We start from the raw sequence: 25,969 nt of genomic DNA on the forward strand, positions 1-25,969 counted from the left end.
CGCACGCAAATTGTCATGCCGCACAGGTGTGGTTTAATTGCGCGCTTTTCGCCCGCCCTTCAAGGATCTGCTTTAGATGAATCAGCCCGCCACCAAAGTCCTGGTCATTGGTTATGTCTGGCCGGAACCCCGTTCCTCGGCCGCCGGCGGGCACATGATGCAGATTCTGCAGAGCTTTCTCGACAGAGGCTGGGACATCACCTTCAGCAGCCCGGCAACCCTTGGCGAGCATAAGGCCGACCTGCCGGCACTGGGCATTGCCGAATGCGCGATTGAACTCAACAACTGCAGTTTCGACGACTTTATCTGCGCGTTGGCCCCGGATATCGTGCTGTTCGACCGTTTCATGATGGAAGAGCAATTCGGCTGGCGCGTGGAAAAACACTGCCCCGACGCCCTGCGCGTACTGGAAACCTCCGACCTGCAAAGTCTGCGCGACGCACGGCACCAGCGCTTCAAGGACCACCTCAAGGCCCATCCCGGCAGCGACGACTTCACCGCGCTGTTTACTCCCGCGCTGGAGGAGGAGTTCCTGTTGATGGCCGACACCGACCTGGCCAAGCGCGAAATCGCAGCGATTTACCGCTGTGATATCAGCCTGATGATCTCCGACATGGAAATCCGCCTGCTCACCGAGCACTTCAAAGTGCCGGCCGCCCTGCTCCACTGGTGCCCGTTGATGCTGGAGCCGCCGGTCGAGCCTTTCACTCCGTTTGAAGACCGCGCGCACTTCCTGAGCATCGGCAACTTCCGCCACGCGCCCAACTGGGATGCGGTGCTCTGGATGAAAAACAGCCTGTGGCCGTTGATCCGCCAGCAATTGCCGGGGGCCCAACTGCACGTCTACGGTTCCTACACACCGCCCAAAGCCACCGCGCTGCATAACGCTGCGCAAGGCTTTCATGTGATGAACTGGGCCGCAGACGCGCTGCAAGTGATGTCCGCTGCGCGGATCTGCCTCGCACCACTGCGTTTCGGCGCAGGCATCAAGGGCAAGCTGGCGGATGCGATGCTCTGCGGCACGCCGAATATCACCACGCCTATCGGCGCCGAAGCCATGGGCGACGAGCAACCATGGCCGGGCGTGATCGAGCACAGTGCTCCGGCCTTGGCTGCCGCCGCTGTAGCGCTGTACCAGGACCGTGAACGCTGGACCCAAGCGCAGGAAGACGGTCGCCAGTTGCTGGCCCGCCGCTACGATCAGGCCCTTCACGGCCCGGCGCTGGTGGACTGCCTGGAGCGTTGCCGCAGCGACCTGCATGCCCATCGCCGCCGCAACTTCACCGGCAGCATGCTGCGCCACCATGCGCATAAAAGTACCCAGTACATGGCCCAATGGATCGAGGCGAAAAACCGCGTGGTTTGAACACCGGCGCTGGCGAGGTCGCGCGCAAGGGGGCATTATCCCGTGCAGCAACCACAATAAAGCGACGGCAGCATGACCCGAGCAACGCGCATCACCGACCCTTCCTACGAGCTGATGGACGACCATAACGGCCTGTCCATCATCTATCGCCAGCACGGCTTCCCCTGCCCACTGGTGCGCTGGCATTTCCACAAGGAATACGAGCTGCACCTGATCGTCGCCAGCTCCGGCAAGGTGTTTATCGGCGACTATATCGGCAACTTCTACCCCGAAAGCCTGTTTCTCACCGGCCCCAACCTGCCGCACAACTGGATCAGCCAGGTGGAGGAAGACGAGGTGGTGCCCAAGCGCGACATGCTGGTGAACTTCACCGATGACTTGTTCGAAAGCGGCAGCCAGATCTTCGCCGAACTCAAGAGCCTGGCGCCGCTGCTGGAACGGGCGCAATACGGCATCGAGTTTCGCTGCAAAAAAACCATCGCCCAGGCCATGACCCTGATGCAACGCATCGAAGACGCCCAGGGCATGGCGCGGCTGGGGCACTTCTTTATCCTGCTGGAAGTGCTGAGCGCGTGTGAGGACTACCAGTTGCTGTCCGGCGTGACCACGCCGCAATTGGCGGATGAACACAGCATTGACCGCACCAACCGCGCGGTGGATTACATCTTTGCGCACTACGCGCGGGAATTGTCACTGGAGGAAGTGGCGGAATACCTGGGGATGAAACCGACCTATTTCTCGCGCGTGTTTAAACAGGCCACCGGGCGCACCTTTATCGAATTCGTCAACCGGCTGCGTATCAGCAAGTCCTGCGAGTTGCTGGCCGACGGGGATAAAGCCGTGACCGATGTCTGTTTCGAATCGGGCTTCAACAACATCTCCAACTTCAACCGGCGCTTCCAGCAACTTAAAGGGATGACCCCCTCTCACTACCGACGGCTGGCGGTGCAGCGGTTGACGGAGCAAAACCTGGCCTGAAGCCAGCGGCCGGGTTGCCTGCTCCCATAGCCACTCAAAACGCAGTGCAAAAAAGTATCAGTCCAAGTGCGCCCAAGGATTTGTCACATCGCCATTTCAAGGCTGTAATCAACCGCACACTCTTCCTGACTCCTTGTAGGAAGACACAACAACAATAACCGTCCTTCTGTAGCCCCCTGGGCGCGGAAATGGAGTGCGCGATGAAGTTCACAGCAAAAGCTCTGCTTGCCTCTACCTGCATGATGACCTGCATGACCCTCAGCGCCGTCAGCTTTGGCGCGCAGACCCTGACCATTGCCACCGTCAACAACAGCGACATGATCCGCATGCAAAAGCTCTCGAAAACCTTCGAGACCGAGCACCCGGAGATCAAGCTGAACTGGGTGGTGCTCGAAGAAAACGTGCTGCGCCAACGCCTGACCACTGATATCGCCACCCAGGGCGGGCAGTTTGACGTGTTGACCATCGGCATGTACGAAGCCGCACTGTGGGGCGCCAAGGGCTGGCTGGAGCCGATGAAAGACCTGCCGGCTTCCTACGACCTTGATGATGTATTCCCTTCGGTGCGTGACGGTTTGTCCGTCAAGGGCTCGCTGTACGCGCTGCCGTTCTACGCCGAAAGCTCGATCACCTATTACCGCACCGACCTGTTCAAGGACGCCGGGCTGACCATGCCTGAGCACCCGACCTGGACCCAAATCGGCGAATACGCGGCAAAACTCACCGACAAATCCAAAGAGCAATATGGCCTGTGCCTGCGCGGCAAAGCCGGTTGGGGCGAGAACATGGCGCTGATCACCACCCTGGCCAACGGCTACGGTGCGCGCTGGTTCGATGAAAAATGGCAACCGGAATTCAACGGCCCCGAGTGGAAAGACGCGCTGAACTTCTACGTCGACAACATGAAAAAATCCGGCCCGCCGGGTGCCTCCAGTAACGGCTTCAACGAAAACCTGGCGCTGTTCAACAGCGGCAAGTGCGCGATCTGGGTGGATGCCAGCGTCGCCGGTTCGTTCGTGACCGACAAAACCCAGAGCAAGGTTTCCGACCACGTCGGCTTTACCTTCGCCCCACACGAAAAAACCGATAAGGGCACGTCGTGGCTGTACTCCTGGAGCCTGGCGATCCCGACCAGCTCCAAAGCCAAGGACGCCGCCAAAGTGTTCACCAGCTGGGCCACTTCCAAGGAATACAGCCAGCTCGTGGCCAAGACCGACGGCATCGCCAACGTACCGCCAGGCACGCGCAAGTCGACCTACAGCGACGAGTACATGAAAGCCGCGCCGTTCGCCAAGGTGACCCTGGAATCGCTGAAAGTCGCGGACCCGACCAAACCGACGCTCAAGCCGGTGCCGTATATCGGTATCCAGCTGGTGACCATTCCTGAGTTCCAGGCAATTGGTACCCAGGTCGGCAAGTTCTTCTCGGGCGCGCTGACCGGTCAGCAGACGGTGGATCAAGCCTTGACCGCCGCGCAGACCACCACCGAGCGTGAAATGAAACGGGCCGGCTACCCCAAGTAAAGCCGGTACCCCCCCCGTAAATGTGGGAGCAGGGCTTTTGTGGGAGCTGGCTTGCCTGCGATGCAGACAACTCGGTCTGTCAGTTACACCGAGGTGATGCCATCGCAGGCAAGCCAGCTCCCACATTTGATCGCGCTCCGACTTTGGTTCTGCATGTAATCGACTGGCTTTGATCACCATGAATACACCCGCCAAAAACCGCCTGGCCAACCCCGGCTGGTTCCTCGTCAGCCCCTCGGTGGCCTTGCTGCTGCTGTGGATGATCGTGCCGCTGGGCATGACCCTGTACTTTTCCTTGATCCGCTACAACCTGCTCTACCCCGGTGAAAACCAATTCGTGGGGCTGGAGAACTTCACGTACTTCATCACGGACTCGGGCTTCCTGCCCGGTGCGACCAATACCTTGCTGCTGGTCGGCAGCGTACTGCTGATCAGTGTGGTGTTCGGTGTGTTGATCAGCGCCCTGCTGGAGGCCAGTGAATTCTTCGGCCGTGGCATCGTGCGGGTGTTGCTGATTTCACCGTTCTTCATCATGCCCACCGTCGGTGCGCTGATCTGGAAGAACCTGATTTTCCACCCGGTGTCCGGCGTGCTCGCCGCCGTGTGGAAACTGTTCGGCGCAGAGCCGGTGGACTGGCTGGCGCATTACCCGCTGCTGTCGATCATCATCATTGTGTCGTGGCAATGGCTGCCCTTCGCCATTTTGCTGCTGATGACCGCCATGCAGTCCCTCGATCAGGAACAAAAGGAAGCCGCGCGCCTGGACGGTGCCGGCGCCATCGCGATCTTCTGGCACCTCACCCTGCCCCACCTGGCACGCCCGATTGCCGTGGTGGTGATGATCGAAACCATCTTTTTGCTCTCGGTGTTCGCCGAAATTTTCACCACCACCAACGGTGGCCCGGGCTACGCCTCGACCAACCTCGCCTACCTGATCTACAACCAGGCGCTGGTGCAATTCGACGTGGGCATGGCTTCGGCCGGCGGCTTGATTGCCGTGGTCATCGCCAATATCGCGGCGATCATCCTGGTGCGGATGATCGGCAAAAACCTGACTGACAAGCCTTGAGGGCCGCGCCATGACGCTTCAACAATCCCGCCGCCTGCAAAGCCTGTTGCTCGGCACGTTGGCCTGGGCCATCGCGATCCTGATTTTCTTCCCGATCTTCTGGATGGTGCTGACCAGCTTCAAAACTGAAATCGATGCGTTCGCCACGCCGCCGCAGTTCATCTTCACGCCCACGCTGGAGAACTACCTGCACATCAACGAACGCAGCAACTACTTCGCCTACGCCTGGAACTCAGTGGTGATTTCCTTCAGCGCCACCGCCCTGTGCCTGTTGATTTCGGTGCCGGCCGCCTACTCCATGGCGTTCTACGAAACCCAGCGCACCAAGGGCACGCTGTTGTGGATGCTGTCCACCAAGATGCTGCCGCCGGTGGGCGTGCTGATGCCGATCTACCTGCTGGCCAAGAGCTTTGGCCTGCTGGACACGCGCATTGCACTGATCATCATCTACACGCTGATCAACCTGCCGATTGTGGTCTGGATGGTTTACACCTACTTCAAGGACATCCCCAAGGACATCCTCGAAGCCGCCCGCCTGGATGGCGCCACCCTGTGGCAGGAAATGGTTCGCGTGCTGCTGCCCATCGCCAAGGGCGGTCTGGCCTCCACCGTGTTGCTGTCGCTGATCCTGTGCTGGAACGAGGCGTTCTGGTCGTTGAACCTGACCTCCTCCAACGCCGCGCCGCTGACCGCGCTGATCGCCTCTTACTCCAGCCCTGAAGGGTTGTTCTGGGCCAAATTGTCTGCCGTTTCGACCCTGGCCTGCGCGCCGATCCTGATTTTTGGCTGGATCAGCCAGAAACAGCTGGTGCGCGGTTTGTCCTTCGGCGCCGTGAAATAACGGCCTCATCATTTCTATACGGAGGGCCCATCATGGCCAACCTGAAAATCAAGAATCTGCAAAAAGGCTTCGAAGGTTTCTCCATCATCAAGGGCATCGACCTTGAGGTGAACGACAAGGAATTCGTGGTGTTCGTCGGCCCCTCGGGTTGCGGCAAATCCACCCTGCTGCGCCTGATCGCCGGCCTGGAAGAAGTCACCGAAGGCACCATCGAACTGGATGGCCGCGACATCACCGAAGTGACCCCGGCCAAGCGTGACCTGGCGATGGTGTTCCAGACCTACGCGCTGTACCCGCACATGAGCGTGCGCAAGAACATGTCGTTTGCCCTGGACCTGGCGGGCGTGGACAAGAAGCTGGTCGAAAGCAAAGTCAGTGAAGCGGCGCGCATTCTGGAGCTGGGCCCGTTGCTGGAGCGCAAGCCCAAGCAACTGTCGGGTGGCCAGCGTCAGCGTGTGGCGATCGGCCGCGCGATTGTGCGCAACCCGAAGATCTTCCTGTTCGACGAACCGCTGTCCAACCTCGACGCTGCGCTGCGCGTGCAGATGCGCCTGGAACTGGCGCGCCTGCACAAAGAGCTGCAAGCGACCATGATCTATGTGACCCACGACCAGGTCGAAGCCATGACCCTGGCCGACAAAGTAGTGGTGCTCAACAGTGGCCGCATCGAACAGGTCGGCTCGCCGCTGGAGCTGTACCACCAGCCGGCCAACCTGTTCGTGGCGGGTTTTCTCGGCACGCCGAAGATGGGCTTCCTGAAGGGTAAAGTCACGCGCGTCGAGAGCCAGGGCTGCGAAGTACAGCTGGATGCGGGCACCACCATCAGCCTGCCGTTGAGCGGCGCGAGCCTGAGCGTGGGTAGCGCAGTGACCCTGGGCATTCGCCCGGAGCATCTGGAAATCGCCTCGCCGGGCCAGACCACCCTGACCGTCACCGCCGACGTCGGCGAACGCCTGGGCAGCGACACCTTCTGCCATGTCATCACCGCCAATGGCGAGCCGCTGACCATGCGCATCCGTGGCGACATGGCCAGCCAGTACGGCGAGACGCTGCACCTGCACCTGGACCCGGCGCACTGCCACCTGTTCGACACCGACGGCAAAGCCGTGGCCCGCCCACTGCGCGCAGCCGCCTGATTTCGCGAGATTTGTGATGAAACTGAATAAACAGAACCTCAATCAATTGGCGCCGCAAGTCAAAATCCCGGCCTACGCCATTGCCGATACCCGCCAGGGCATCGCCCATATCGGCGTCGGTGGTTTTCACCGCGCGCACCAGGCGTATTACACCGATGCGCTGATGAACACCGGCGAGGGCCTGGACTGGAGCATCTGCGGCGTCGGCCTACGCGCCGAGGACCGCAAGGCCCGCGACGACCTGGCCGGCCAGGACTACCTGTTCACCCTGTATGAACTGGGCGATACCGACGACACCGAAGTGCGCGTGATCGGCTCGATCAGCGACATGCTGCTGGCCGAAGACAGCGCCCAGGTGCTGATCGACAAGCTGGCCAGCCCCGAGATTCGCATTGTCTCGCTGACCATCACCGAAGGCGGCTACTGCATCGACGACAGCAACGGCGAGTTCATGGCCCACCTGCCGCAGATCCAGCACGACCTGGCGCACCCGAATGCGCCGAAAACCGTGTTTGGTTTCATCTGCGCCGCGTTGACCCAACGCCGCGCCGCCGGCACCCCGGCGTTTACCGTGATGTCCTGCGATAACCTGCCGCACAACGGCGCCGTGACCCGCAAGGCGCTGCTGGCGTTCGCCGCCTTGCAAGATGCCGACCTGCATGACTGGATCGCCGCCAACGTGAGCTTCCCGAACGCCATGGTCGACCGCATCACGCCGATGACCAGTACCGCGCACCGCCTGCAATTGCACGACGAACACGGCATCGACGATGCCTGGCCGGTGGTGTGCGAGCCCTTTGTGCAGTGGGTGCTGGAAGACAAGTTCGTCAACGGCCGCCCGGCCTGGGAAAAAGTCGGCGTGCAGTTCACCGACGACGTGACGCCTTATGAAGAGATGAAAATCGGCCTGCTCAATGGCAGCCACCTGGCCCTCACCTACCTGGGCTTTCTCAAGGGTTACCGGTTTGTTCACGACACCATGAACGACCCGGTGTTCGTGGCCTACATGCGCGCCTACATGGACCTGGACGTCACGCCCAACCTGGCGCCAGTGCCCGGCATCGACCTGACGGACTACAAGCAGACGCTGGTGGACCGCTTCTCCAACCAGGCGATTGCCGACCAACTGGAACGCGTGTGTTCGGATGGCTCGTCGAAGTTTCCCAAGTTCACCGTTCCGACCATCAACCGCCTGATTGCCGACGGGCGCGAGACCGAGCGTGCGGCGCTGGTGGTGGCAGCGTGGGCCTTGTACTTGAAAGGCGTGGATGAGAATGGGGTGAGCTACAAGATCCCGGACCCGCGTGCCGAGTTCTGCCAGGGGCTGGTGAGTGATGATGCATTGATCAGCCAGCGGCTGTTGGGCGTGGAAGAGATTTTTGGCACGGCTATTCCCAATTCGCCTGAGTTTGTGGCAGCGTTTGAGCGGTGTTTTGTGAGCTTGCGTGACAATGGCGTGACAGCCACCCTACAGAACCTCCTGAAGAAACCGGCTTAAAAATGTGGGAGCTGGCTTGCCTGCGATAGCAATCTGTCAGTCACCCCATGATTGACTGAACCACCGCTATCGCAGGCAAGCCAGCTCCCACATGGACAGCATTTTCACTTCAACAATAATTAATGCTGAGCACCCCACCATGACCCAGCAAAACCTGTTTCTCGGCATCGACTGCGGCACCCAGGGTACCAAGGCCATTGTGCTCGACGCTTCCAGCGGCAAGGTGCTGGGCCTGGGCGCGGCGGCGCACACGCTGATCAGCGGCGCCAATGGCCGCCGTGAACAGCACACCCAGGAATGGCTGGACGCCTTTACCGAAGCCACCCACCGCGCCCTGCAACAGGCCGGCGTGGACGGCCAGGACATCCTCGGCATCGGCGTTTCCGGCCAACAACACGGGCTGGTGCTATTGGACGAGCAAGGTGCAGTGCTGCGCCCGGCCAAACTGTGGTGCGACACCGAAACCGCGCCGGAGAACGACCGCCTGCTGGCGTATCTGGGCGGCGAAAGTGGCTCGCTGGAACGCCTCGGCGTGGCCATTGCGCCGGGCTACACCGTGTCCAAACTGCTGTGGACCCGCGAACAACACCCGGACGTCTTCGCGCACATCGCACATATTCTGCTGCCCCATGATTATCTGAATTACTGGCTTACTGGCCGCGCCGTCGCAGAATACGGCGACGCTTCCGGCACCGGTTATTTCAACGTGCGTACCCGTGAATGGGACGTGGCGTTGCTCAAGCACATCGACCCCAGCGGGCGCCTGGAAAAAGCCCTGCCCGCGTTGATTGCTGCGGACCAGACTGTCGGCACGATCCTGCCGGCCATCGCCGAACGTCTGGGGATCAACCCGAATGCCAAGGTGTCCAGCGGCGGCGGCGACAACATGATGGGCGCCCTCGGCACCGGCAATATCGCGCCCGGCGTGATCACCATGAGCCTGGGCTCATCGGGCACCGTCTATGCGTTTGCCGACCAGCCGAATGTCAGCCCCCAGGCTTCGGTCGCGACCTTCTGCTCCTCCAGCGGTGGCTGGTTGCCGTTGATCTGCACCATGAACCTGACCAATGCCACCGGAGTGATCCGCGAGCTGTTCGACCTTGACCTGGCAGCGTTCAATGCACTGGTCGCCGAAGCGCCGATTGGCGCCGATGGCGTGAGCATGCTGCCGTTCCTCAACGGCGAACGCGTGCCCGCCCTGCCCCACGCCACCGGCAGCCTGCACGGCCTGACCATGACCAATCTGACCCGCGCCAACCTGTGCCGGGCCGTGGTCGAGGGCACCACCTTCGGCCTGCGCTACGGCCTGGACCTGCTGCGCCAGACCGGCTTGCAAAGCCAGAGTATCCGCCTGATCGGCGGCGGCTCGAAAAGCCCGGTGTGGCGGCAGATGGTTGCCGATATCATGAACACCGAAGTGGTCTGCACCGAGCAAAGCGAAGCCGCGGCCCTGGGCGCGGCGATCCAGGCGGCGTGGAGCCAGTCGGGCGAATCGCTGGCCAGCCTGTGCGACAAATGCGTGAGCGTCGACCCGGCCAGCCGTACGCTGCCGGTCGCCGAGCATGTGAGCGCCTATCAACACGCCTACGAGCGCTATCAACAGCTCGTGGCAACCCTTTAAGAGCGAACAATTATGTATCTGGTGTGTGGCGAAGCGCTGTTCGATTTTTTCAGCGAAGAAGAGGCCAGCGGGCAGGCTTCCAAGGTCAATTACAAGGCGATTGCCGGTGGCTCGCCCTTCAACGTCGCAGTCGGCTTGCGCCGGCTGGGTATTGAGTCCGCCCTGTTCGGCGGGCTGTCCACCGACTACCTCGGGCGCCGCTTGTTGCAGGTGCTCAAGGACGAGGGCGTGAATGAGCAGTTTCTGGTGGAGTTCGCCGCGCCGACCACCCTGGCCATGGTGGCCGTAGGCGCCAATGGCTCGCCGCAATACAGTTTTCGTGGCGAAGGCTGCGCCGACCGCCAACTGGAAGTTGCGCACCTGCCCGCCCTGGGCAAGGACATTCGCGGCCTGCATATCGGCTCTTTTTCACTGGTGGTGCAGCCGATCGGCGATACCCTGCTGGAACTGGTCAAGCGTGAAAGCGGCAAGCGCCTGATCAGCCTCGACCCCAACGTGCGCCTCAATCCGCAGCCGGATATCCAGCTGTGGCGTGAGCGCATCGCCGAGCTGGTCAAGCATGCCGACCTGATCAAGGTCAGCGACGAAGACCTGCACCTGCTGTACCCCAATCAGTCGCCGCAAAGCGTGGTGCAAGGCTGGCTGCAGCACCGTTGCCAGCTGGTATTTCTGACCCGTGGCGGTGATGGTGCCACCGTGTTCAGCCGCCAGCACGGCACCTGGTCTGCGCCTGCCGTGAAGGTGGTGATGGCCGACACCGTCGGCGCCGGCGATACCTTCCAGGCGGCGTTGATTGCCTGGCTGACCGAGCAGAATCTGGACTCGGTGGCGGGCCTGCAAAAGCTCACACGCGAGCAAATCGACGCCATGCTCGGGTTCGCCATCCGTGCTGCCGCACTGACCTGCAGCAAGACCGGCCCTGACCTGCCCTACCGTCAACAGCTGGGCTGAACACCCGCTAAAAAACCACTGTGCCACTACGGCAGCCCGCGTAATACGTGGCCTGCCGTATAGAGCCATCTGTCAGAAAGCGCTGCCCGATCTCAAAAACCCTACTAAACCAAACGCAATGTATAACGTTTGATACCAGCAGTAGGGCATCTCAATGTTTACACAACGGTCAGTTGGCTATCGTGCCGTATTAGCTGCCGGCATCCTTTCAATGCACTGCGTGCACCCACCTCAGGCGCAAGCCGCCTGCATGCTTAACGCGGGACCGGGCGATGACACCTCCGTCTGCGACAGTGGCAGCAGTGGCGCGGGCCTCACCGACCTGCTGGGCAATAACCGCCTTACCCTGCCCGCGGGCGGCACCGGGACGGTCAATGGCAACGTGACCTTCGGGCCGGGCGCCGACAGTGTCCAGGTCGATTCAGGGCTGATTACCGGCGCCGTGCAGCAAGGCAATGGCATTGACGACTTCAAAATGAGCGGCGGGCAGATCCAGTCGCTTGCCCAGGGCGATGGCCGCGATACGTTCCTGATGACCGGCGGGACTATTGTCGGCGCGTTCGAGGACGGCGACGTTGCGCGCCAGACCGGAGGCACCATCGGCCGGGTCGACATGAAGCTCGACAACAATATCTATGACATGTCTGGCGGCACGATTCTCGGCAACCTGGTGACCGCCTTCGGCACCGACACCATCATCCTCTCCGGCGGCACAGTGGGCGGCAATATCAGCGTCAGCGGGGGCAATGACAGCATTACCGTCAGTGGCGGCACCCTCAAGGGCGAACTCCGCGCCAGTGCGGGCGATGACACGTTCAATTGGCTGGGCGGCGGCCAGATCAGGTCAGCGGTGTTGATGGGCGACGGTGACGACACCGCGTTGCTGCGCGGCCTCAGTGAAAACCTGCTCGCCGCCACGCCCTCCATCGACGGCGGTTTGGGCCGTGACCAACTGACCTTCGACAACACCACTTCAAGTAACGCGGCCCGCTACGTCGGTTGGGAAACGGTCGACCTCAATAACGCCTCGCGCTTTAACCTGGCCGGGGATTTTTTCCTCGGTGACAGTGCGTCGAATACCGGCGCAATCAATATCGACAGCAGCAGCGCGCTGGCGGTAACCCAGGGCAGCATTCGCCCCTACACCGCAGGCCAGCTGGCGACACTGAACAACGCGGGGACGGTCGACATGACCACGGGCAGCAACAGCGCCACCGACAGGCTCACGGTGTATGGCAATTATGTGGGCAACAACGGCCAGCTCCTGTTGCAGACCGTGCTCGGTGACGATTCATCCGCCAGCGACAAACTGGTGGTGGCCGTCGGCACCCTCAGTGGCCATACCCAATTGGCCGTGACAAACCTGGGCGGCGCGGGCGGCTTCACCGCCAACAATGGCATTGAAGTGGTGCAGGCGCTCAACGGCGCCGTCAGCAGCAACGATGCCTTTGCCCTGAAAGGTTCGGTATCTGCCGGGGCGTATGAGTACTTGCTGTTCAAGGGCGGCGTCAGCGCCGGCACTGAAAACAACTGGTACCTGCGTTCATCCGTGGTTGCCGTGCAGCCACCGGCGGTGCCCCCGGTAACGCCTGCGCCCCCCGTGGTGGTGCCCGTGCCGCCGCTGCCGGTCACGCCACCGGTGGTGGCTGCCGACGAGCCGCCCGTCGAGCCACCCACGGCGCAACCGGTGGCCCCTGCCGAGCCGCCTGCCCCACCCGCCAGCCCGGTCGCCGCCGCCACTTCGCCGCAGTCCGCCGCTAGCAACCCCGTATTGCCGAGCGCTGTTGCCGGGGCGGCGCCGATTCCGTTGTACCGCCTGGAAGTGCCGGTGTATTCGGTGGTCGTACCGGCCGCACAACTGATGACGTTGCAAGCGCTGGGCACCTTTCACGACCGCCAGGGCGAGCAAAGCCTGTTGACTGAAACCGGGGCGGCATCCGCCGGCTGGGGCCGTGCCTATGGCAGCGATTTCAACAAACGCTGGTCGGGTACGGCTGCGCCAAGCGTTGACGGTAGGGTCAAAGGCTATCAGGTCGGCCATGACCTCTACGCGTCCGAAACCAGCGGCGGCCAGATTCAACGGTTTGGGCTATTCGTCGGCCAAAGCCGCCTGCAAGGTGACGTAAAAGGCTTTGCCGAAGGCTTTCAGGACCGCCGCGCCGGCCGCGTCAAACTCGACGGCGATCACTTCGGCGCCTATTGGACCCTGACTGACCCTGTTGGCTGGTACGTTGACCTGGTGGCCATGGGTACCCGCCTCGATGGCAAGAACAAATCCGATCGGGGCGTGAACATGGATACCAAAGGCCATGCCTTGGCAGTGTCTGGCGAAGCCGGCTACCCGATGACTGTTTCCGAACACTGGGTGGTGGAGCCGCAAGTACAGGTGATCCGCCAGACAATCGACCTGGATAGCCAGGACGACGGTATTTCCAGGGTCGACTTCGACGCCCAGGACTACTGGACCGGCCGGCTCGGTGCGCGTCTGAAGGGCCACTATCTGCTGAACAACACGCCCGTGGAGCCGTACCTGCGGGCCAATGCCTGGCGCACATTCGGCGGCAGCGACACGGTGACTTACGAGGGCGTCGACCGAATCAAAACCGATCACACGTCATCGTCGGCGGATGTGGGTGTGGGAATCGTTGCCCGACTGTCACCTACTGTAAGCGTCTACCTGGCGGCGGATTACACCACCCATCTGGACAGCAACGCGCTTGAGGGCGTCAGCGGCAATGCCGGTGTGAGGATGAGCTGGTAAAGATGAAGGTTTTGTCAGCCTGGGCAAAATTAATCCACGGTTAATCCCCCGGGCCGACTGTGAAGGTGACCGCACTCACCGCCCCCGGGGGCCCGTGCGGCCGCCGGCTCATCATGTTGATGCGCCCGCGAACGACTTGCGGAGAACTCTCATGAAACTGCGTACGTTACTGTTCACCGGCACGCTGGCCCTGGCTGCGGTATCCGGCCTGGCCCAGGCCGACACACAACAAGCGGCGACCAAACCAGTGCCTTATCAGTACGGCATGCCCTTGAACATCGACAAGGTCATTGCCATGAACGAAACCCAAACCAATGAATGCAAGGTCATCAACGCGGACATCAAGTTCGTGGACAAGGCCGGCAAGGTGGAAGACGTGGGTTATCGGAAAATGTCCGAGGCGTGTGACTTCCAGAACTAAGTAGGACACAAGACCAAAACATGTAGGACTTTTCTCCAAAACTCCAATTTAATCAATGATTAAGGTCTGGAGTTAACAGTGGCCTCGACCGCACCTCTACCGCCATCGGTTGAAGGTGCGGCCACCGGTTCATCATTTCGATGCACCGAACCACTGACGGAGAATCATCATGAAACAGCACCTGTTTTTACTCCTCGGCACGGCCCTGACGCTGGTCGACGTGTCGGGTATCGCACAAGCCGATTCAAAACCCGTGCCTTATCACTACGGAATGCCGCTGGATATCCGCAAAGTGATCTCTATGTACGAACCCAAACCCAATGAATGCAAAGTCATTACTGCGACCATGAAGTACGTGGACAAAGCCGGTGATGTGAAGAACATGAGCTATCGCAAAATGTCCGAAGCCTGTCTGTTCCAGAACTGAAAACGTGCGGTACCAGCGACCGTACTGGGCCTGGCGTTTATCCGGGCCCACAGGTCGTCGGTGATTCAACCTCAGGCATCGGCCTAGTAATAGGCCCGGCCGCCCGCTCTGTGCAGAACAGGTGAATGGGTATGCTTGAGGTCTTCGCGCAACCCGGTGATCAGGTTGCAAATCGCTCGGCTGCTGTCGAGTTTGTCGGCGTTGATGCCTTTGACTTCCAAATCCACGCGGTCACGGTCGCGGTCGTCATAGACCTTGATCGTCAGCGAGGCATCTTCGGCTTTGGTGCATTCGCACCGTTTGGGCAGGAAACTTCCTTCAATGATGCTGCGAAGCTCTAATTCCGAAAGCATGGCCAACCTCTCCTTTTTATGAGACTGCCAACAGATTTTTGTGTGTCCGGCGGGCGCACACCCGCCACGTCTTGCCGACCCTGGAAGACGCTTTCATTGACCAGCCTACTCGGCAAAATCCACTCTCGTTGTAACCTTTCCTCATAAGCGACGCACTCCGTTATATAACGTGCGCCGAGGCGTGTTCACAGTGTTTGAATCGTCGTCGAAATGCGACGATTAAACGTTTAACCCCGGCCCGCGCGCTAAACGGCACCGTATGCCGCCGCTCTTTCAGCAACATGTCGCAAACTATCGAAGTTGATGTTGGCCCCTGAATTGATCGCCACGAGGGTTTGGTTGCGCACGCCGGTGTACGCCACATACTTGCGGATTCCCGCCACCGCCAACGCACCGGAAGGCTCGGTGATGGAGCGCGTGTCGTCATAAATCAGCTTCATGGCGCTGCACAGTTCATCGTTGCTGACCGTGATGACCTCATCCACCCATGCCTTGCAGATCTCAAACCCGCAGGCGCCGACCTGCGCCACAGCCGTGCCATCGGCAAACCCGTCGACACTTGGCAATACCACGCGTTCGCCGGCGCGCAGGGCGGCCAGCAGGCAACTGGAGCCCTCAGGTTCCACGCCGATGATGCGCACGTCCGGGCGCAGGTATTTGACATAGGCGGCGATTCCCGCGATCAAGCCGCCGCCGCCCACCGGTACGAAGATGGCGTCCAGCGGGCCTTGCTGTTGACGCAGCACCTCCATGGCCACGGTGCCCTGGCCCGCAATCACGTCGGGGTCATCAAAAGGCGACACGAACGTGCAGCCTGAGGCCGCGGCCAACTGCAACGCATGGGCCAACGCAAACGGAAAACTCTGCCCGTGCAACACCGCTTCGGCGCCCCGCGACCGCACGCCCAGCACCTTCAATTGCGGCGTAGTGCAAGGCATGACGATCTTCGCCTTGATCCCCAACTCCCGCGCCGCCAGTGCAACGCCCTGGGCATGGTTACCCGCCGAAGCCGTGACAACGCCCAGGGCCCGCTGCCCGGCCGTGAGCTGCACCAACTTGTTGTAGGCCCCGCGAATCTTGAAGGAAAAGGTCGGTTGCAGGTCTTCGCGCTTGAGCAAGATCGAGTTGCCCAACATCGCCGACAAGGCCGGGGCCGCCTGCAAGGGTGTGCGCACCGCCAGGTCATAGACCGGCGCTGCGAGAATCTTCTTCACGTAGTGCTCAAGCAACCCCGAATCGGCGGTCGGTGGGACGGGGCACGTGCTCATCGGTGTCTCCTGGCGTGTGTAAAAAGGCCCTGAGACGGAAAAACAAAACCCGCCTCAAGGGCGGGTTTGGGTGCAGCCGTGTGCTATCCCGCCAAATGAGGAATGGCGGTAATAATCATGCTCGGCTGGATGCGGAAGGCTGAAAATTTCATGCCCCGAAATTAACCGGCGCCTGCCAGGCAAGTCAATGGCCAGACGCCATTTAGCCGGTGAGGGTTTACGACCGACATACGAAACGTATACGCTTTGTATATTACTTCAGCACAGTGAACCCCATGGGCATCGTCAAAATCACCGATCAACTGCACGAACAGCTCCGCCTGGCCAGCGCCGCCATGGACCGCTCGATCAACGCCCAGGCCGAGTTCTGGATCAAGATCGGCCTGCTGGCAGAACTGAACCCCCACCTGCCCTACAACGACCTGATCAACAAACTGTTGCTGGACAAACCCGACCTGATCCGGGGGCGCGAGTGATGATCAAGACCGCCGCACAACTCGCCGTGATGCGTGAATCCGGGCGCCTGCTGGCCAGGGTGTTCACGATGCTCGACAGTTTTGTCGCCGCCGGCCGCTCCACCCTGGAGCTGGACAGTGCCGTCGAAGCTTTCATCCGCAATGATTTGAAAGCGCGCCCGGCCAGCCTCGGGCAATACGATTACCCCTTCTGCATCAACACCTCGATCAACGAAGTGGTGTGCCACGGCATGCCCAGCGCCAGGGAAATCCTCAAGGACGGCGACATCATCAACATCGACATCACCCTGGAAAAAGGCGGCTATATCGCCGACTCCAGCAAGATGTACATGATCGGCAACGTGGCGCCCAAGGCCCAGCGCCTGGTGGAAAAAACCTTCGAGGCGATGTGGGCCGGTATTCGCATGGTCAAGCCCGGTGCGCGTTTGGGCGATATCGGGCATGCGATCCAAAGCCACGCGCAAGCGAACGGCTACAGCGTGGTGCGCGAATACTGCGGCCATGGCATTGGGCGGGAAATGCATGAAGAACCGCAAATTCTGCACTTCGGGCGGCCCGGCACCGGGATGGAACTGCGCGAAGGCATGGTGTTTACCGTCGAGCCGATGCTCAATCAGGGCAGCTCGAAAGTACGCAGCCTGAAGGATGGCTGGACGGTGGTGACCAAGGACAACAGCCTGTCGGCGCAATGGGAGCACACCGTGGCGGTGACGGCGGATGGCTTTGAAGTGCTGACCCTGCAACCGGCCACCTGAACAACCCATTCTCCTGTGGGAGCTGGCTTGTCGAATCGCCGCACCGCTGCGATGCGGGCAACGCGGTGTTTCAGGCACACCGTGGTGATGCAATCGCAGGCAAGCCTCTCACAGAGAAGCAGATTGGTGAAGAGATTAGAGGCTTACTCGGTCAGAAATGTGGGAGCGGGCTTGCTCGCGAATACAGTGTGTCAGTTGATGAATTAATTGGCTGATACACCGCATTCGCGAGCAAGCCCGCTCCCACAGTTTGACCGTGGGGCATCAGCCAGATACAGGTTGGCAGGGAGGGCGCCATCGCAGGCAAGCCAGCTCCCACAGTTGATCAGTGTTCACATGACGTTCGCGCCGCCGGCTATTCGTTTGAGCCCCAAGACCATCAACCCGGCCCCCGCCCCCATCGCCAGCAGAAACAACGGGTACGACACCCACCACGGCGTCCCTGCCGTCATCATGCTGAACTCCGACATGCCGCCCACACTGGCAATCAGGTTAAGCGGCAGAAACACCACGTTGATCAACGTCAGCTTGCGCAGCAAATTGTTCATGCTGTTGTTCATCAAATTTCCGCGCGCATCGATCAACCCGGAAAATACGTTGGAATAGATCTCCGCCTGCTTGTAGCACTGGTGGTTCTCGATGATCAGGTCATCGATGAGCCCCAGAATCTCGGCACTGAAATGCTCCTTCTCGCCATGGTTACGCAGCCGCGCCAACACCGCGCCGTTGCTGTGCAGCGCGTTGATGTAATAGATCAGGCTTTCGCTGAGGTTGAACATCTGCATCAAATGGTGGTTGCTCATGGACGCGTTGAACTGTTGCTGCAACTCCCGCGCGACCAGCTTGATCACCTTGAGGTGGCCCAGATAGTGATGGATGTTGTTGAGCAACAGGTCGAGCAACACATCCAGCGGCGTGTGCAGCGGCCGGCGTGCGCCGAGCCCGGATAACGGGGTTTCATCGGTGGCGATCACCAGCAGGCGGCCGGGGGAAAACAACAGGCCGCAGGACGACACTTCGAACACCAGGTTGCCGCCGCCGGAATAGTTCTCCGGGCGTTTCCAGATCAGGAACAGGTTGTCGGGGTGAAACTCGATGCGCGAAACCTCATCCGGGTCGAGCGCCGAGGCCAGGGCATGCTCGTCAAGTTTGTGGTGGTCACGCAGCCATTCGCGCTCCGCCAGGTCGGGGTTGCTGACCAGCATGATCGGTACCGCGTCGCCCTCCCCGCTGTGTAATTTGCCGCCGCTCAATTCAAAGCGCTGGATCATCGCGCGTCACCACACCTGGCCTTGGCGCTTGAGCTCCAGGCGCCTCACGAATTCTTCCAGCACCAGCGCGTAGAGGTCGTCCTGCAAGTAGGCGTCTTCGATGCCGGCGTCCATGTTCGGGTTGTCGTTGACTTCGATCACCACCACCTTGTCGCCGGACTGTTTGAGGTCCACACCATAAAGGCCGTCACCGATCAGGTTGGCGGTCTTCACCGCAAGTTCCACCACCGCCTTGGGCGCTTCGTGGACCGCCAGGGTGCGGCATTCGCCGTTGATGTCCTGGCCGATGGCCTTGTGGTTGTAGATCTGCCAATGGCCCTTGGACATGAAGTATTGGCAGGCGAAGATCGGCTTGCGGTTGAGCACGCCAATGCGCCAGTCGTATTCGGTGTAGAAAAACTCCTGGGCCAGCAACAGCACCGAATGTTCGAACAGCTCGGCGGTGGCCTTGAGCAGTGCGGCCTGGCTTTCGACCTTGATCACGCCCCGGGAGAAACAGCCGTCGGGGATCTTCAACACCAGCGGGAAGCCGAGACGCTCGCCGACCCGCTCAAAATCTTCCGGTCGTTCCTTGTACAAAATTTCGGTCGCCGGCATGCCCAGTTGATGGCTGTTGAGCAGGTCAGTGAGATAGACCTTGTTGGTGCAGCGCAGGATCGACGCTGGGTCATCCATCACCACCAGGCCTTCGCTTTCGGCTTTCTTGGCGAAGCGGTAGGTGTGGTTGTCAACGCTGGTGGTCTCGCGGATCAGCAAGGCGTCGTACTCGGCGAGGCGCGAGTAATCCTTGCGTTCAATCAGCTCTACATCGATGCCCAACCCCTTGCCGACCCGCACGAAGTTTTCCAGGGCCTTGGCATTGGAGGGCGGCAATTGTTCCTGGGGGTCGTGGAGGATTGCCAGGTCATAACGGGCCAGGCGGCGTGAGCGCGGCTGGCGCCAGATTTTGCGGCTGAAGTTGTCGAGGGCGTGGGCGAACTGATCTTCCTGATCATCGCGCAACTTGTGCAGCACGCCGGACTTGACCCCTTCAATGTGCCAGCCGTTATTCTTGCGAAACTCAACTAACAGGATCGGGCACGGAAAGGTTTCAAACAACTGCCGGGCCAACTCTTGTAACGGATCGATATTGGTGCGGCCAAAGTAAAGTGTCAGGGTGAAGCCTTCGGTATTGCTGTAAAGATGATGACTCAGGGCTTTATCGAGGGTTTTATCCAGGTCATCCAGGGATAAACCGTACAGGGACTTTTTCGTCAACTCGCTGATGGTGCGCACCGAGGGAATCACCTTGTGCCCGCGTGCTTCGGCCAGCAGCGAGCAGTAGTAACCATGCCCCAGGTACTTGTAGCTGCGGCACAGGTTGATCACCTGCACCCGCTTGCCCGTCTCGCTTTCACGCGTCTGCTCAAGGTATTCCTGGGCGGTGACGATGTCTTCGCTGGGAAAGTAAGAGGCCCAGTCTTCCTTGCGCTCGACAATAATCACGACTTGACTGGAACCGCGTGGCGGGGAAGAAAAATAACCATGGGAAGTTATTGTCGCCGCGACAGTTTGCTCGGATACTTCACGCCAATGACCTTGTACCGCCGACATAATATTTGATCCGCTTTAGAGAACTCGACCTTTTCTATTAAGCACGATCTTTTAGAGAAGTCCCGTTTCGTTACGCAACTTTTACGGCGGTCCCATGGCTCTTTCCTTTCGCGTTGCAACCCCCCGTGACGTGCCCGAATTGGTGGCACTGGAACAGCATTGTTTCACCACCGACCGGCTCTCGCCGCGCAGCTTCCAATGGATGGTCAGCCGCGCCCACGGCCAGTTGCTGGTGGCCGAAAAAGACGGCCATTTGCTCGGCTACGCGCTGGTGCTGTTCCACCGCGGCACCTCGCTGGCACGCCTGTATTCCATCGCCATCGCCGAGCAGGCGCGCGGCCTGGGCCTGGGCAAGCAGTTGCTGGCGCGTATCGAGGCCTGCGCCGTCGAACACGATTGCGCCTACCTGCGCCTGGAAGTGCGCACCGACAACCCAGCCGCCCTGGCCCTGTACGAGCGCACGGGCTACCGGCGCTTTGCGCTGATCAACGATTATTACGAAGACCACACCGCCGCCCTGCGCCTGGAAAAACGCATCGTCCAGCATCAGGACGCGCGCCCGCAAAGCGTGCCGTATTACCAACAGACCACCGACTTCACCTGCGGCGCCGCCTGCCTGCTGATGGCCATGGGCGCGCTGGTGCCCGAGCGCGTTGCGCAACGCCGTGAAGAGCTGCAGATCTGGCGCGAAGCAACCACCGTGTTCATGACCGCCGGCCATGGCGGTTGCAGCCCGCAAGGGTTAGCGCTGGCGGCGTGGCGCCGGGGCTTTCGCGTGCGCATGCAGGTCAATGTGCACGGGCCGTTATTTCTCGATGGCGTGCGCGACCCGCATAAAAAGGATGTCATGCGCCTGGTGCATGAGGCGTTTGAGCAAGAGCTTGCCGCCAGCAACGTCGAGCAGGTGTTCGGCGGCGCGCTGGATTTGCCCCAGGTGTTGCGCGATGGCGGGCAGCCGCTGGTGCTGATCAGCAGCTACCGCCTCACCCGCTCCAAATCGCCGCATTGGGTGATGGTCACCGATTGCGACGACGACTTCGTCTACCTGCACGACCCGGACGTGGACCACAGCCAGCACCGCCAGCCCCTGGACTGCCAGCACCTGCCGGTCAGCCATGGGGAGTTCGAGCGGATGTGCCGGTTCGGCAACAACAAATTGCGTGCCGCCGTGGTGCTGTTTATGCCACTTGCTTGATGCCTGCCTTGGCTTCCAGCGCGCGCACCAGCGGCAACACGCGCTGGCCGAAGTACTCGACTTCTTCCTGGAAGTGCAGGAAGCCGGCCAGTACCAGGTCCACGCCCACCGCCTTGAGCGCGACGATGCGTTCGGCTATCTGTTGCGGGGTGCCGATCAGGTTTGTCTTGAAGCCGTCGTTGTATTGCACCAGGTCCTCAAAGCTGGATTTGGCCCAGTTGCCCTCGCCTTCCGGTGACGACTTGCCCGCCTGCTTGGCGGCGTCGCCAAATGCGTTCACGGCCTCCGGGTCGGCCTTGTCGATGATCTCGGCGAGCACGGCACGGGCTTCTTCTTCAGTGTCGCGGGCGATCACAAAGGCATTCACGCCGACTTTGACCGAATGGTTATTCGCCGCTGCTTTGGCGCGAATGTCATCCACCTGGGCCTTGATGCCTTCGGGCGTGTTGCCGTTGGTGAAGTACCAGTCCGACACACGCGCGGCCATATCCCGCGCTGCGCGTGAGCTGCCGCCCTGGAACACTTCCGGCTGGCTCAGCGGTTTGGGTTTGAGGGTGTAGTTGTTGAAGCGGTAGAAGTCGCCCTTGAAGGTGAAGTCGTCCGTGGTCCAGATGCCTTTGAGGGCACGGATAAATTCCTCGGAGCGGCGATAGCGCTCATCGTGCTCCAGCCAGGGTTCGCCGATGGCCTGGAATTCGCCTTTGAACCAGCCACTGACAATGTTCACGGCGATGCGGCCGTTGGTGAGCTGGTCGATGGTCGCCAGTTGCTTGGCCGCCAATGCGGGTTGCCACGGGCCCGGCAGGATCGCCGCAATCACCTTGAGCGTGGTGGTGGCCGCCAGCAAGGCATGGCTGAATGCCACGGATTCGTGCTGATTTTCTGCACCGTAGCCCGCGGTAAAACGAATTTGCGTGAGGCCATATTCAAACCCGGCCGCCTCCGCCAATTGCGCCAGTTTGCGGTTGTAGTCAATGCCCCAGTGGGTGCGCTGCTCGATCTTGCTGACCACCAGCCCACCGCTGACGTTGGGCACCCAATAGGCAAATTTCACGGCTTGCTGACTCATCTGGCAGTACCTCGCACACAGGGATGTATCAAAGGCTTGAGCAGCAAGCGTGCCAGCCACTCCAAGAGGCCCGCCCTACACACGCTGCGATACCAAACCTGCCGTTAATGGGCCAGGCCGGCGATGTCATGGATCGCGATGATTTGTCGATCTGCTGTTGCTGGAGCAACACCCCACGGCGAGCCCCTGCCGCAAACACAGGCCGCCCGCCCCGGCACGGACTGTGCAACCACCCCCAGGACTTGATTACTGCCAAGGAGCCGCCCCCATGACCGAGCAACACGTCATCAACCCGCTGTCTACCGGCGTGGATTACCCTACGCTGGCCGCACGTTTCCGGCCGATCTTCCAACGCATCGCCGAGGGTGCCGTGGCGCGCGAACACACCCGCGCCCTGCCCCATGAGCCTATTGAATGGCTGAAACAGGCCGGTTTCGGCGCGGTGCGCGTGCCCGTGGAATATGGCGGCGGCGGGGCTTCGTTGCCGCAGTTGTTTGAGCTGTTGATCGAACTGGCCGCCGCCGACTCCAACGTGCCGCAAGCGCTGCGGGGGCACTTCGCGTTTGCAGAGGACCGCCTGAACGCACCGCCCGGCGCCGGGCGCGACCTCTGGTTCAAGCGCTTTGTCGAGGGCGATATCGTCGGTTGTGCCTGGACTGAAATCGGCAATGTGGCCATCGGCGATGTGGTCACCCAGGTCAGCCCCGACGGCAACAACTGGAAGCTCAACGGCGAAAAGTTCTACAGCACCGGCAGTATTTTCTCGGACTGGATTGACGTGTACGCCCAACGCAGCGACACCGGCGGCGATGTAATCGCCGCCACCCGCACGCGCCAGCCCGGCGTGGTGCAAAGCGATGACTGGGACGGCTTCGGCCAGCGCACCACCGGCAGCGGCACCACGCGTTTTACCGATGCGGTGGTAGAGGCCGAAAACGTCATCGACTTCTCTACCCGCTTCAAATACCAGACGGCGTTCTACCAGTTGGTTCTGTTAGCCACCCTGGCCGGGATTGGCCGCGCTGCGCTGAACGACGTGGCCCATCAGGTGCGCAGCCGCAAGCGCATCTACAGCCATGGCAACGCGGCGCATGTCAGCCAGGACTCACAGATTCAGCAGGTGGTCGGTGAAGTGGCCGCCCTGGTGTACGCCGCCGAGGCCAGCGCGTTGAAAGCCGCAGTACCGGCGCAACGGGCGTATCTGGCGCGGTTTGGTGGCGATGAGGCGTTGGAGCGCGAGGCCAATGTGGCCGCCGAGATTGAGTCGGCAACGGCGCAGGTGGTGGTCTCGGAGCTGATCCAGCGGGCGACCAGCGAACTGTTTAACGCCCTGGGGGCTTCGGACGTGCGCCAGGGCAAGGCGCTGGATCGGCATTGGCGCAATGCGCGCACGGTGTCCTCGCATAACCCGGTGATCTACAAGGCGCGGATTGTGGGGGATTGGGTGGTCAATGGCACCGAGCCGCCGTTTGTGTGGCAGATCGGCAATGGCCCGGCCAAAAACTGAGGTCAACACAACCCCTGTGGGAGCTGGCTTGTCGGGTCGCCGCATCGCTGCGATAGCGGTGGTTCAGTTGACTGAATAGGTGGCTGACACACCGTCATCGCAGGCAAGCCAGCTCCCACAGTTGACCGGGTAGACCTAAAAGGCGAGTTTGTAGCCAATGGTCATCAACATGATCGCCAGGCACGGGCGCAGTACGCCGTCCGGGACTTTGCCGGTCATGTGGCTGCCCAGGTAGATGCCCGGCAGCGAACCCATCAGCAAAAAGCCCAGCAGGTGCCAGTCCATATTGCCCATGCTCGCATGGCCCAGGCCTGCCACCAGCGTCAGCGGTACGGCATGGGCAATCTCGGTGCCGACCAGACGCCGCGTGGCCAGGAAGGGATACAGGATGAACAACGCCACGGTGCCCAATGCGCCGGCGCCGATGGAGGTCAACGCCACCATGGTGCCGAGGATGGCACCCGTCACCACCGTCAGCGCATTCAGGTTGCGCGGGCTCATGTGGTAGTCATCGCCCGCATGGCGCTGGGCGAAGGCCAACAGGCTTTTCTTGAACAGAATGGCCAGGGCGGTCAGCAACAGCACCACGCCGAGAGCCTGTTTGATCACCGCGTTCATGGCGCTGGGGTCAGTGTGCAGGCTGGCGAGGAACCACAGCGTCAGCAGCACGGCGGGCACGCTGCCCAGGGTGAGCCAGCCGGTGATGCTCCAGTCGATGTTCTTGTTCTTGCTGTGTACCAGCACCCCACCGGACTTGGTAATGGCCGCGTACAACAGGTCGGTGCCCACGGCGGTAGCCGGGTTGATGCCGAACCAGAGCAGGATCGGCGTCATCAACGACCCCCCGCCGACCCCGGTCATGCCCACGATAAAACCAACGATCAGGCCAGCAATTACAAAACCAACATTACCCACATCCATTACAACTACCTGCGGCCTTATAAATTTCTGGCCGCAGGATAGCGATTTTTCTTATAACGACTTATACCAATATGATCTGACTTTATGCCTTTTAGCTCAGCCGCCGGCAGACGTACGCCTGGGTCTGATACGGGAAGGCCACGGTGTCCCGCCCTTTCAAGGCCGGGTGGGTGTCGATCAACGCCTGTAGCTGCGCGGTGACCCTGGCTTTTTCATCGAGGCCCAGCGCGGCGATAAAGCTGACCGAAAGGAACCGGTCCATGATCACTTCCTGCGGGCTGCCGACGTGGCTGTATTGAAAACACGCCATTTCGGGCGCGGAAAAATACTCACCAGTGAACGCTTCGCGCCAACGGCCGGTATGAAAACGCGGCGTGTCCCCCTCGTACGGGGTGATGATGCCAGTAATCGCCGCGACCCAATCCACCGATTCATCCCGCACATTCCATATCAGCCCCAGGCGCCCGCCCGGCTTGAGCACACGGTGAATTTCCGCCAGCGCGGCCTCGGTGGAAAACCAGTGAAAGGCCTGCGCGCACACCAGCGCATCGGCGCTGGCGGCTTCAAGCGGGATGGACTCAGCCGTGCCAGCGAGCAGGCGCACGTCCGGCAGCAGTTTTGCCAACTGCGCGCCCATCGCTTGTACCGGCTCGACGGCAATCAGCGTCGGCGCCAAGGTGCTGAGCAACCGGGTGAACTTGCCGGTACCGGCGCCCAAATCGATCACCGTGGAGTGCGCGTCGATGTGCAAGGTGTCGGCCAGCCAGCCGGTGAGTTGTCGCGGATAGTCCGGGCGGCCTTGGGCGTAGGTGACGGCCTGGGTCGAGAAACCTTGTTGAGCAGACGTGTGAACACCAGTCATTGCCAATCTCTCCTCGGTTGTTGCGGGGCGCACAGTGTGCGCCCTCTGCCGTTTATTTTCTAACCCGTGCATCCAATCGTGCGCGTCGCGGGTAGTCCTTTCAGTTA

At 61.0% G+C, this 25,969-nt stretch carries 23 protein-coding genes; 16 read left to right on the forward strand and 7 right to left on the reverse strand.

Annotated features, from left to right (window positions below; translation table 11 throughout):
* The first annotated feature begins 76 nt into the window (after positions 1–76).
* The 12 genes from AB4P94_RS23505 (at position 77) to AB4P94_RS23560 (ending at position 14,592) form a co-directional block, all read left to right on the forward strand.
* Positions 77–1,366, forward strand: coding sequence for a glycosyltransferase (locus AB4P94_RS23505; protein WP_395607704.1), 1,290 nt, complete (start codon positions 77–79; stop codon positions 1,364–1,366).
* 72 nt (positions 1,367–1,438) lie between these two features.
* Positions 1,439–2,344: a helix-turn-helix domain-containing protein gene (locus tag AB4P94_RS23510; protein ID WP_395607705.1), complete on the forward strand. Its 906-nt coding sequence runs from the start codon at positions 1,439–1,441 to the stop codon at positions 2,342–2,344.
* A gap of 200 nt (positions 2,345–2,544) precedes the next feature.
* Complete coding sequence (locus AB4P94_RS23515; protein ID WP_395607706.1) at positions 2,545–3,867, forward strand: ABC transporter substrate-binding protein; 1,323 nt, start codon at positions 2,545–2,547, stop codon at positions 3,865–3,867.
* 178 nt (positions 3,868–4,045) lie between these two features.
* Positions 4,046–4,936, forward strand: a complete 891-nt coding sequence (locus AB4P94_RS23520) for a carbohydrate ABC transporter permease (protein ID WP_078742105.1) — start codon at positions 4,046–4,048, stop codon at positions 4,934–4,936.
* 10 nt (positions 4,937–4,946) lie between these two features.
* Entirely contained in the window at positions 4,947–5,777 is an 831-nt protein-coding gene (locus AB4P94_RS23525; protein ID WP_016968929.1) for a carbohydrate ABC transporter permease, read from the forward strand.
* Positions 5,778–5,809: 32 nt separating this feature from the next.
* Positions 5,810–6,913, forward strand: coding sequence for an ABC transporter ATP-binding protein (locus tag AB4P94_RS23530; protein ID WP_395607707.1), 1,104 nt, complete (start codon positions 5,810–5,812; stop codon positions 6,911–6,913).
* Between the two features lie 16 nt (positions 6,914–6,929).
* Positions 6,930–8,411: a mannitol dehydrogenase family protein gene (locus AB4P94_RS23535; RefSeq protein WP_395607708.1), complete on the forward strand. Its 1,482-nt coding sequence runs from the start codon at positions 6,930–6,932 to the stop codon at positions 8,409–8,411.
* 139 nt (positions 8,412–8,550) lie between these two features.
* Entirely contained in the window at positions 8,551–10,032 is a 1,482-nt protein-coding gene (gene xylB, locus AB4P94_RS23540) for a xylulokinase (protein WP_395607709.1), read from the forward strand.
* A gap of 12 nt (positions 10,033–10,044) precedes the next feature.
* The gene (locus tag AB4P94_RS23545; protein ID WP_395607710.1) at positions 10,045–10,983 is read left to right on the forward strand and encodes a carbohydrate kinase; all 939 of its coding nucleotides are present in this window, start codon (positions 10,045–10,047) and stop codon (positions 10,981–10,983) included.
* Positions 10,984–11,137: 154 nt separating this feature from the next.
* Positions 11,138–13,744, forward strand: coding sequence for an autotransporter outer membrane beta-barrel domain-containing protein (locus AB4P94_RS23550; RefSeq protein ID WP_395607711.1), 2,607 nt, complete (start codon positions 11,138–11,140; stop codon positions 13,742–13,744).
* 151 nt (positions 13,745–13,895) lie between these two features.
* Positions 13,896–14,165 carry a DUF2790 domain-containing protein gene (locus AB4P94_RS23555; protein WP_395607712.1) on the forward strand — a complete coding sequence of 90 codons (270 nt, stop codon included), beginning with the start codon at positions 13,896–13,898 and terminating at the stop codon, positions 14,163–14,165.
* 169 nt (positions 14,166–14,334) lie between these two features.
* Positions 14,335–14,592 (forward strand): DUF2790 domain-containing protein, encoded by a 258-nt coding sequence (locus AB4P94_RS23560; RefSeq protein WP_395607713.1) that lies wholly within the window; start codon positions 14,335–14,337, stop codon positions 14,590–14,592.
* Between the two features lie 83 nt (positions 14,593–14,675).
* On the opposite strand, the gene AB4P94_RS23565 is transcribed toward AB4P94_RS23560, so the two are convergent.
* Positions 14,676–14,945 (reverse strand): DUF1652 domain-containing protein, encoded by a 270-nt coding sequence (locus tag AB4P94_RS23565; protein ID WP_395607714.1) that lies wholly within the window; start codon positions 14,943–14,945, stop codon positions 14,676–14,678.
* Between the two features lie 245 nt (positions 14,946–15,190).
* Entirely contained in the window at positions 15,191–16,213 is a 1,023-nt protein-coding gene (ilvA, locus tag AB4P94_RS23570) for a threonine ammonia-lyase, biosynthetic (RefSeq protein ID WP_395607715.1), read from the reverse strand.
* A gap of 275 nt (positions 16,214–16,488) precedes the next feature.
* Between ilvA and AB4P94_RS23575 the strand changes: the two genes are divergently transcribed.
* Both AB4P94_RS23575 and map read left to right on the forward strand, forming a co-directional pair.
* On the forward strand, positions 16,489–16,689 hold the full coding sequence (locus AB4P94_RS23575) for a ParD-like family protein (RefSeq protein WP_395607716.1): 201 nt from the start codon (positions 16,489–16,491) through the stop codon (positions 16,687–16,689).
* Positions 16,689–17,444, forward strand: coding sequence for a type I methionyl aminopeptidase (gene map, locus AB4P94_RS23580; RefSeq protein ID WP_395607717.1), 756 nt, complete (start codon positions 16,689–16,691; stop codon positions 17,442–17,444). The genes AB4P94_RS23575 and map overlap by 1 nt, the downstream gene beginning before the upstream one ends.
* A gap of 332 nt (positions 17,445–17,776) precedes the next feature.
* Here the strand turns inward: map and AB4P94_RS23585 are convergent, their stop codons facing one another.
* Positions 17,777–18,715: a magnesium transporter CorA family protein gene (locus tag AB4P94_RS23585; protein ID WP_395607718.1), complete on the reverse strand. Its 939-nt coding sequence runs from the start codon at positions 18,713–18,715 to the stop codon at positions 17,777–17,779.
* A 6-nt stretch (positions 18,716–18,721) separates the two neighbouring features.
* Positions 18,722–20,308, reverse strand: coding sequence for a RimK family protein (locus AB4P94_RS23590; RefSeq protein ID WP_395607719.1), 1,587 nt, complete (start codon positions 20,306–20,308; stop codon positions 18,722–18,724).
* Positions 20,309–20,402: 94 nt separating this feature from the next.
* Between AB4P94_RS23590 and AB4P94_RS23595 the strand changes: the two genes are divergently transcribed.
* Positions 20,403–21,503 (forward strand): peptidase C39 family protein, encoded by a 1,101-nt coding sequence (locus tag AB4P94_RS23595; protein WP_395607720.1) that lies wholly within the window; start codon positions 20,403–20,405, stop codon positions 21,501–21,503.
* Here the strand turns inward: AB4P94_RS23595 and sfnG are convergent.
* Positions 21,487–22,572, reverse strand: a complete 1,086-nt coding sequence (sfnG, locus tag AB4P94_RS23600) for a dimethylsulfone monooxygenase SfnG (protein WP_395607721.1) — start codon at positions 22,570–22,572, stop codon at positions 21,487–21,489. The two genes, AB4P94_RS23595 and sfnG, sit on opposite strands and share 17 nt — an antisense overlap.
* 268 nt (positions 22,573–22,840) lie before the next feature.
* Here sfnG and AB4P94_RS23605 point away from each other — a divergent pair, with 268 nt between their 5' ends.
* A complete protein-coding gene (locus tag AB4P94_RS23605) occupies positions 22,841–24,079 on the forward strand; it encodes an acyl-CoA dehydrogenase family protein (protein WP_395607722.1) in 1,239 nt (412 codons plus the stop codon).
* Positions 24,080–24,214: 135 nt separating this feature from the next.
* Here AB4P94_RS23605 and AB4P94_RS23610 read toward each other — a convergent pair whose 3' ends face one another.
* Both AB4P94_RS23610 and AB4P94_RS23615 read right to left on the reverse strand, forming a co-directional pair.
* Positions 24,215–25,000 carry a sulfite exporter TauE/SafE family protein gene (locus tag AB4P94_RS23610; protein WP_395607723.1) on the reverse strand — a complete coding sequence of 262 codons (786 nt, stop codon included), beginning with the start codon at positions 24,998–25,000 and terminating at the stop codon, positions 24,215–24,217.
* Positions 25,001–25,091: 91 nt separating this feature from the next.
* Complete coding sequence (locus tag AB4P94_RS23615) at positions 25,092–25,862, reverse strand: class I SAM-dependent methyltransferase (RefSeq protein WP_395607724.1); 771 nt, start codon at positions 25,860–25,862, stop codon at positions 25,092–25,094.
* Positions 25,863–25,969: the final 107 nt, after the last annotated feature.

The organism is Pseudomonas sp. B22129 (genome assembly GCF_044218875.1).
Taxonomy (GTDB): Bacteria; Pseudomonadota; Gammaproteobacteria; order Pseudomonadales; family Pseudomonadaceae; genus Aquipseudomonas.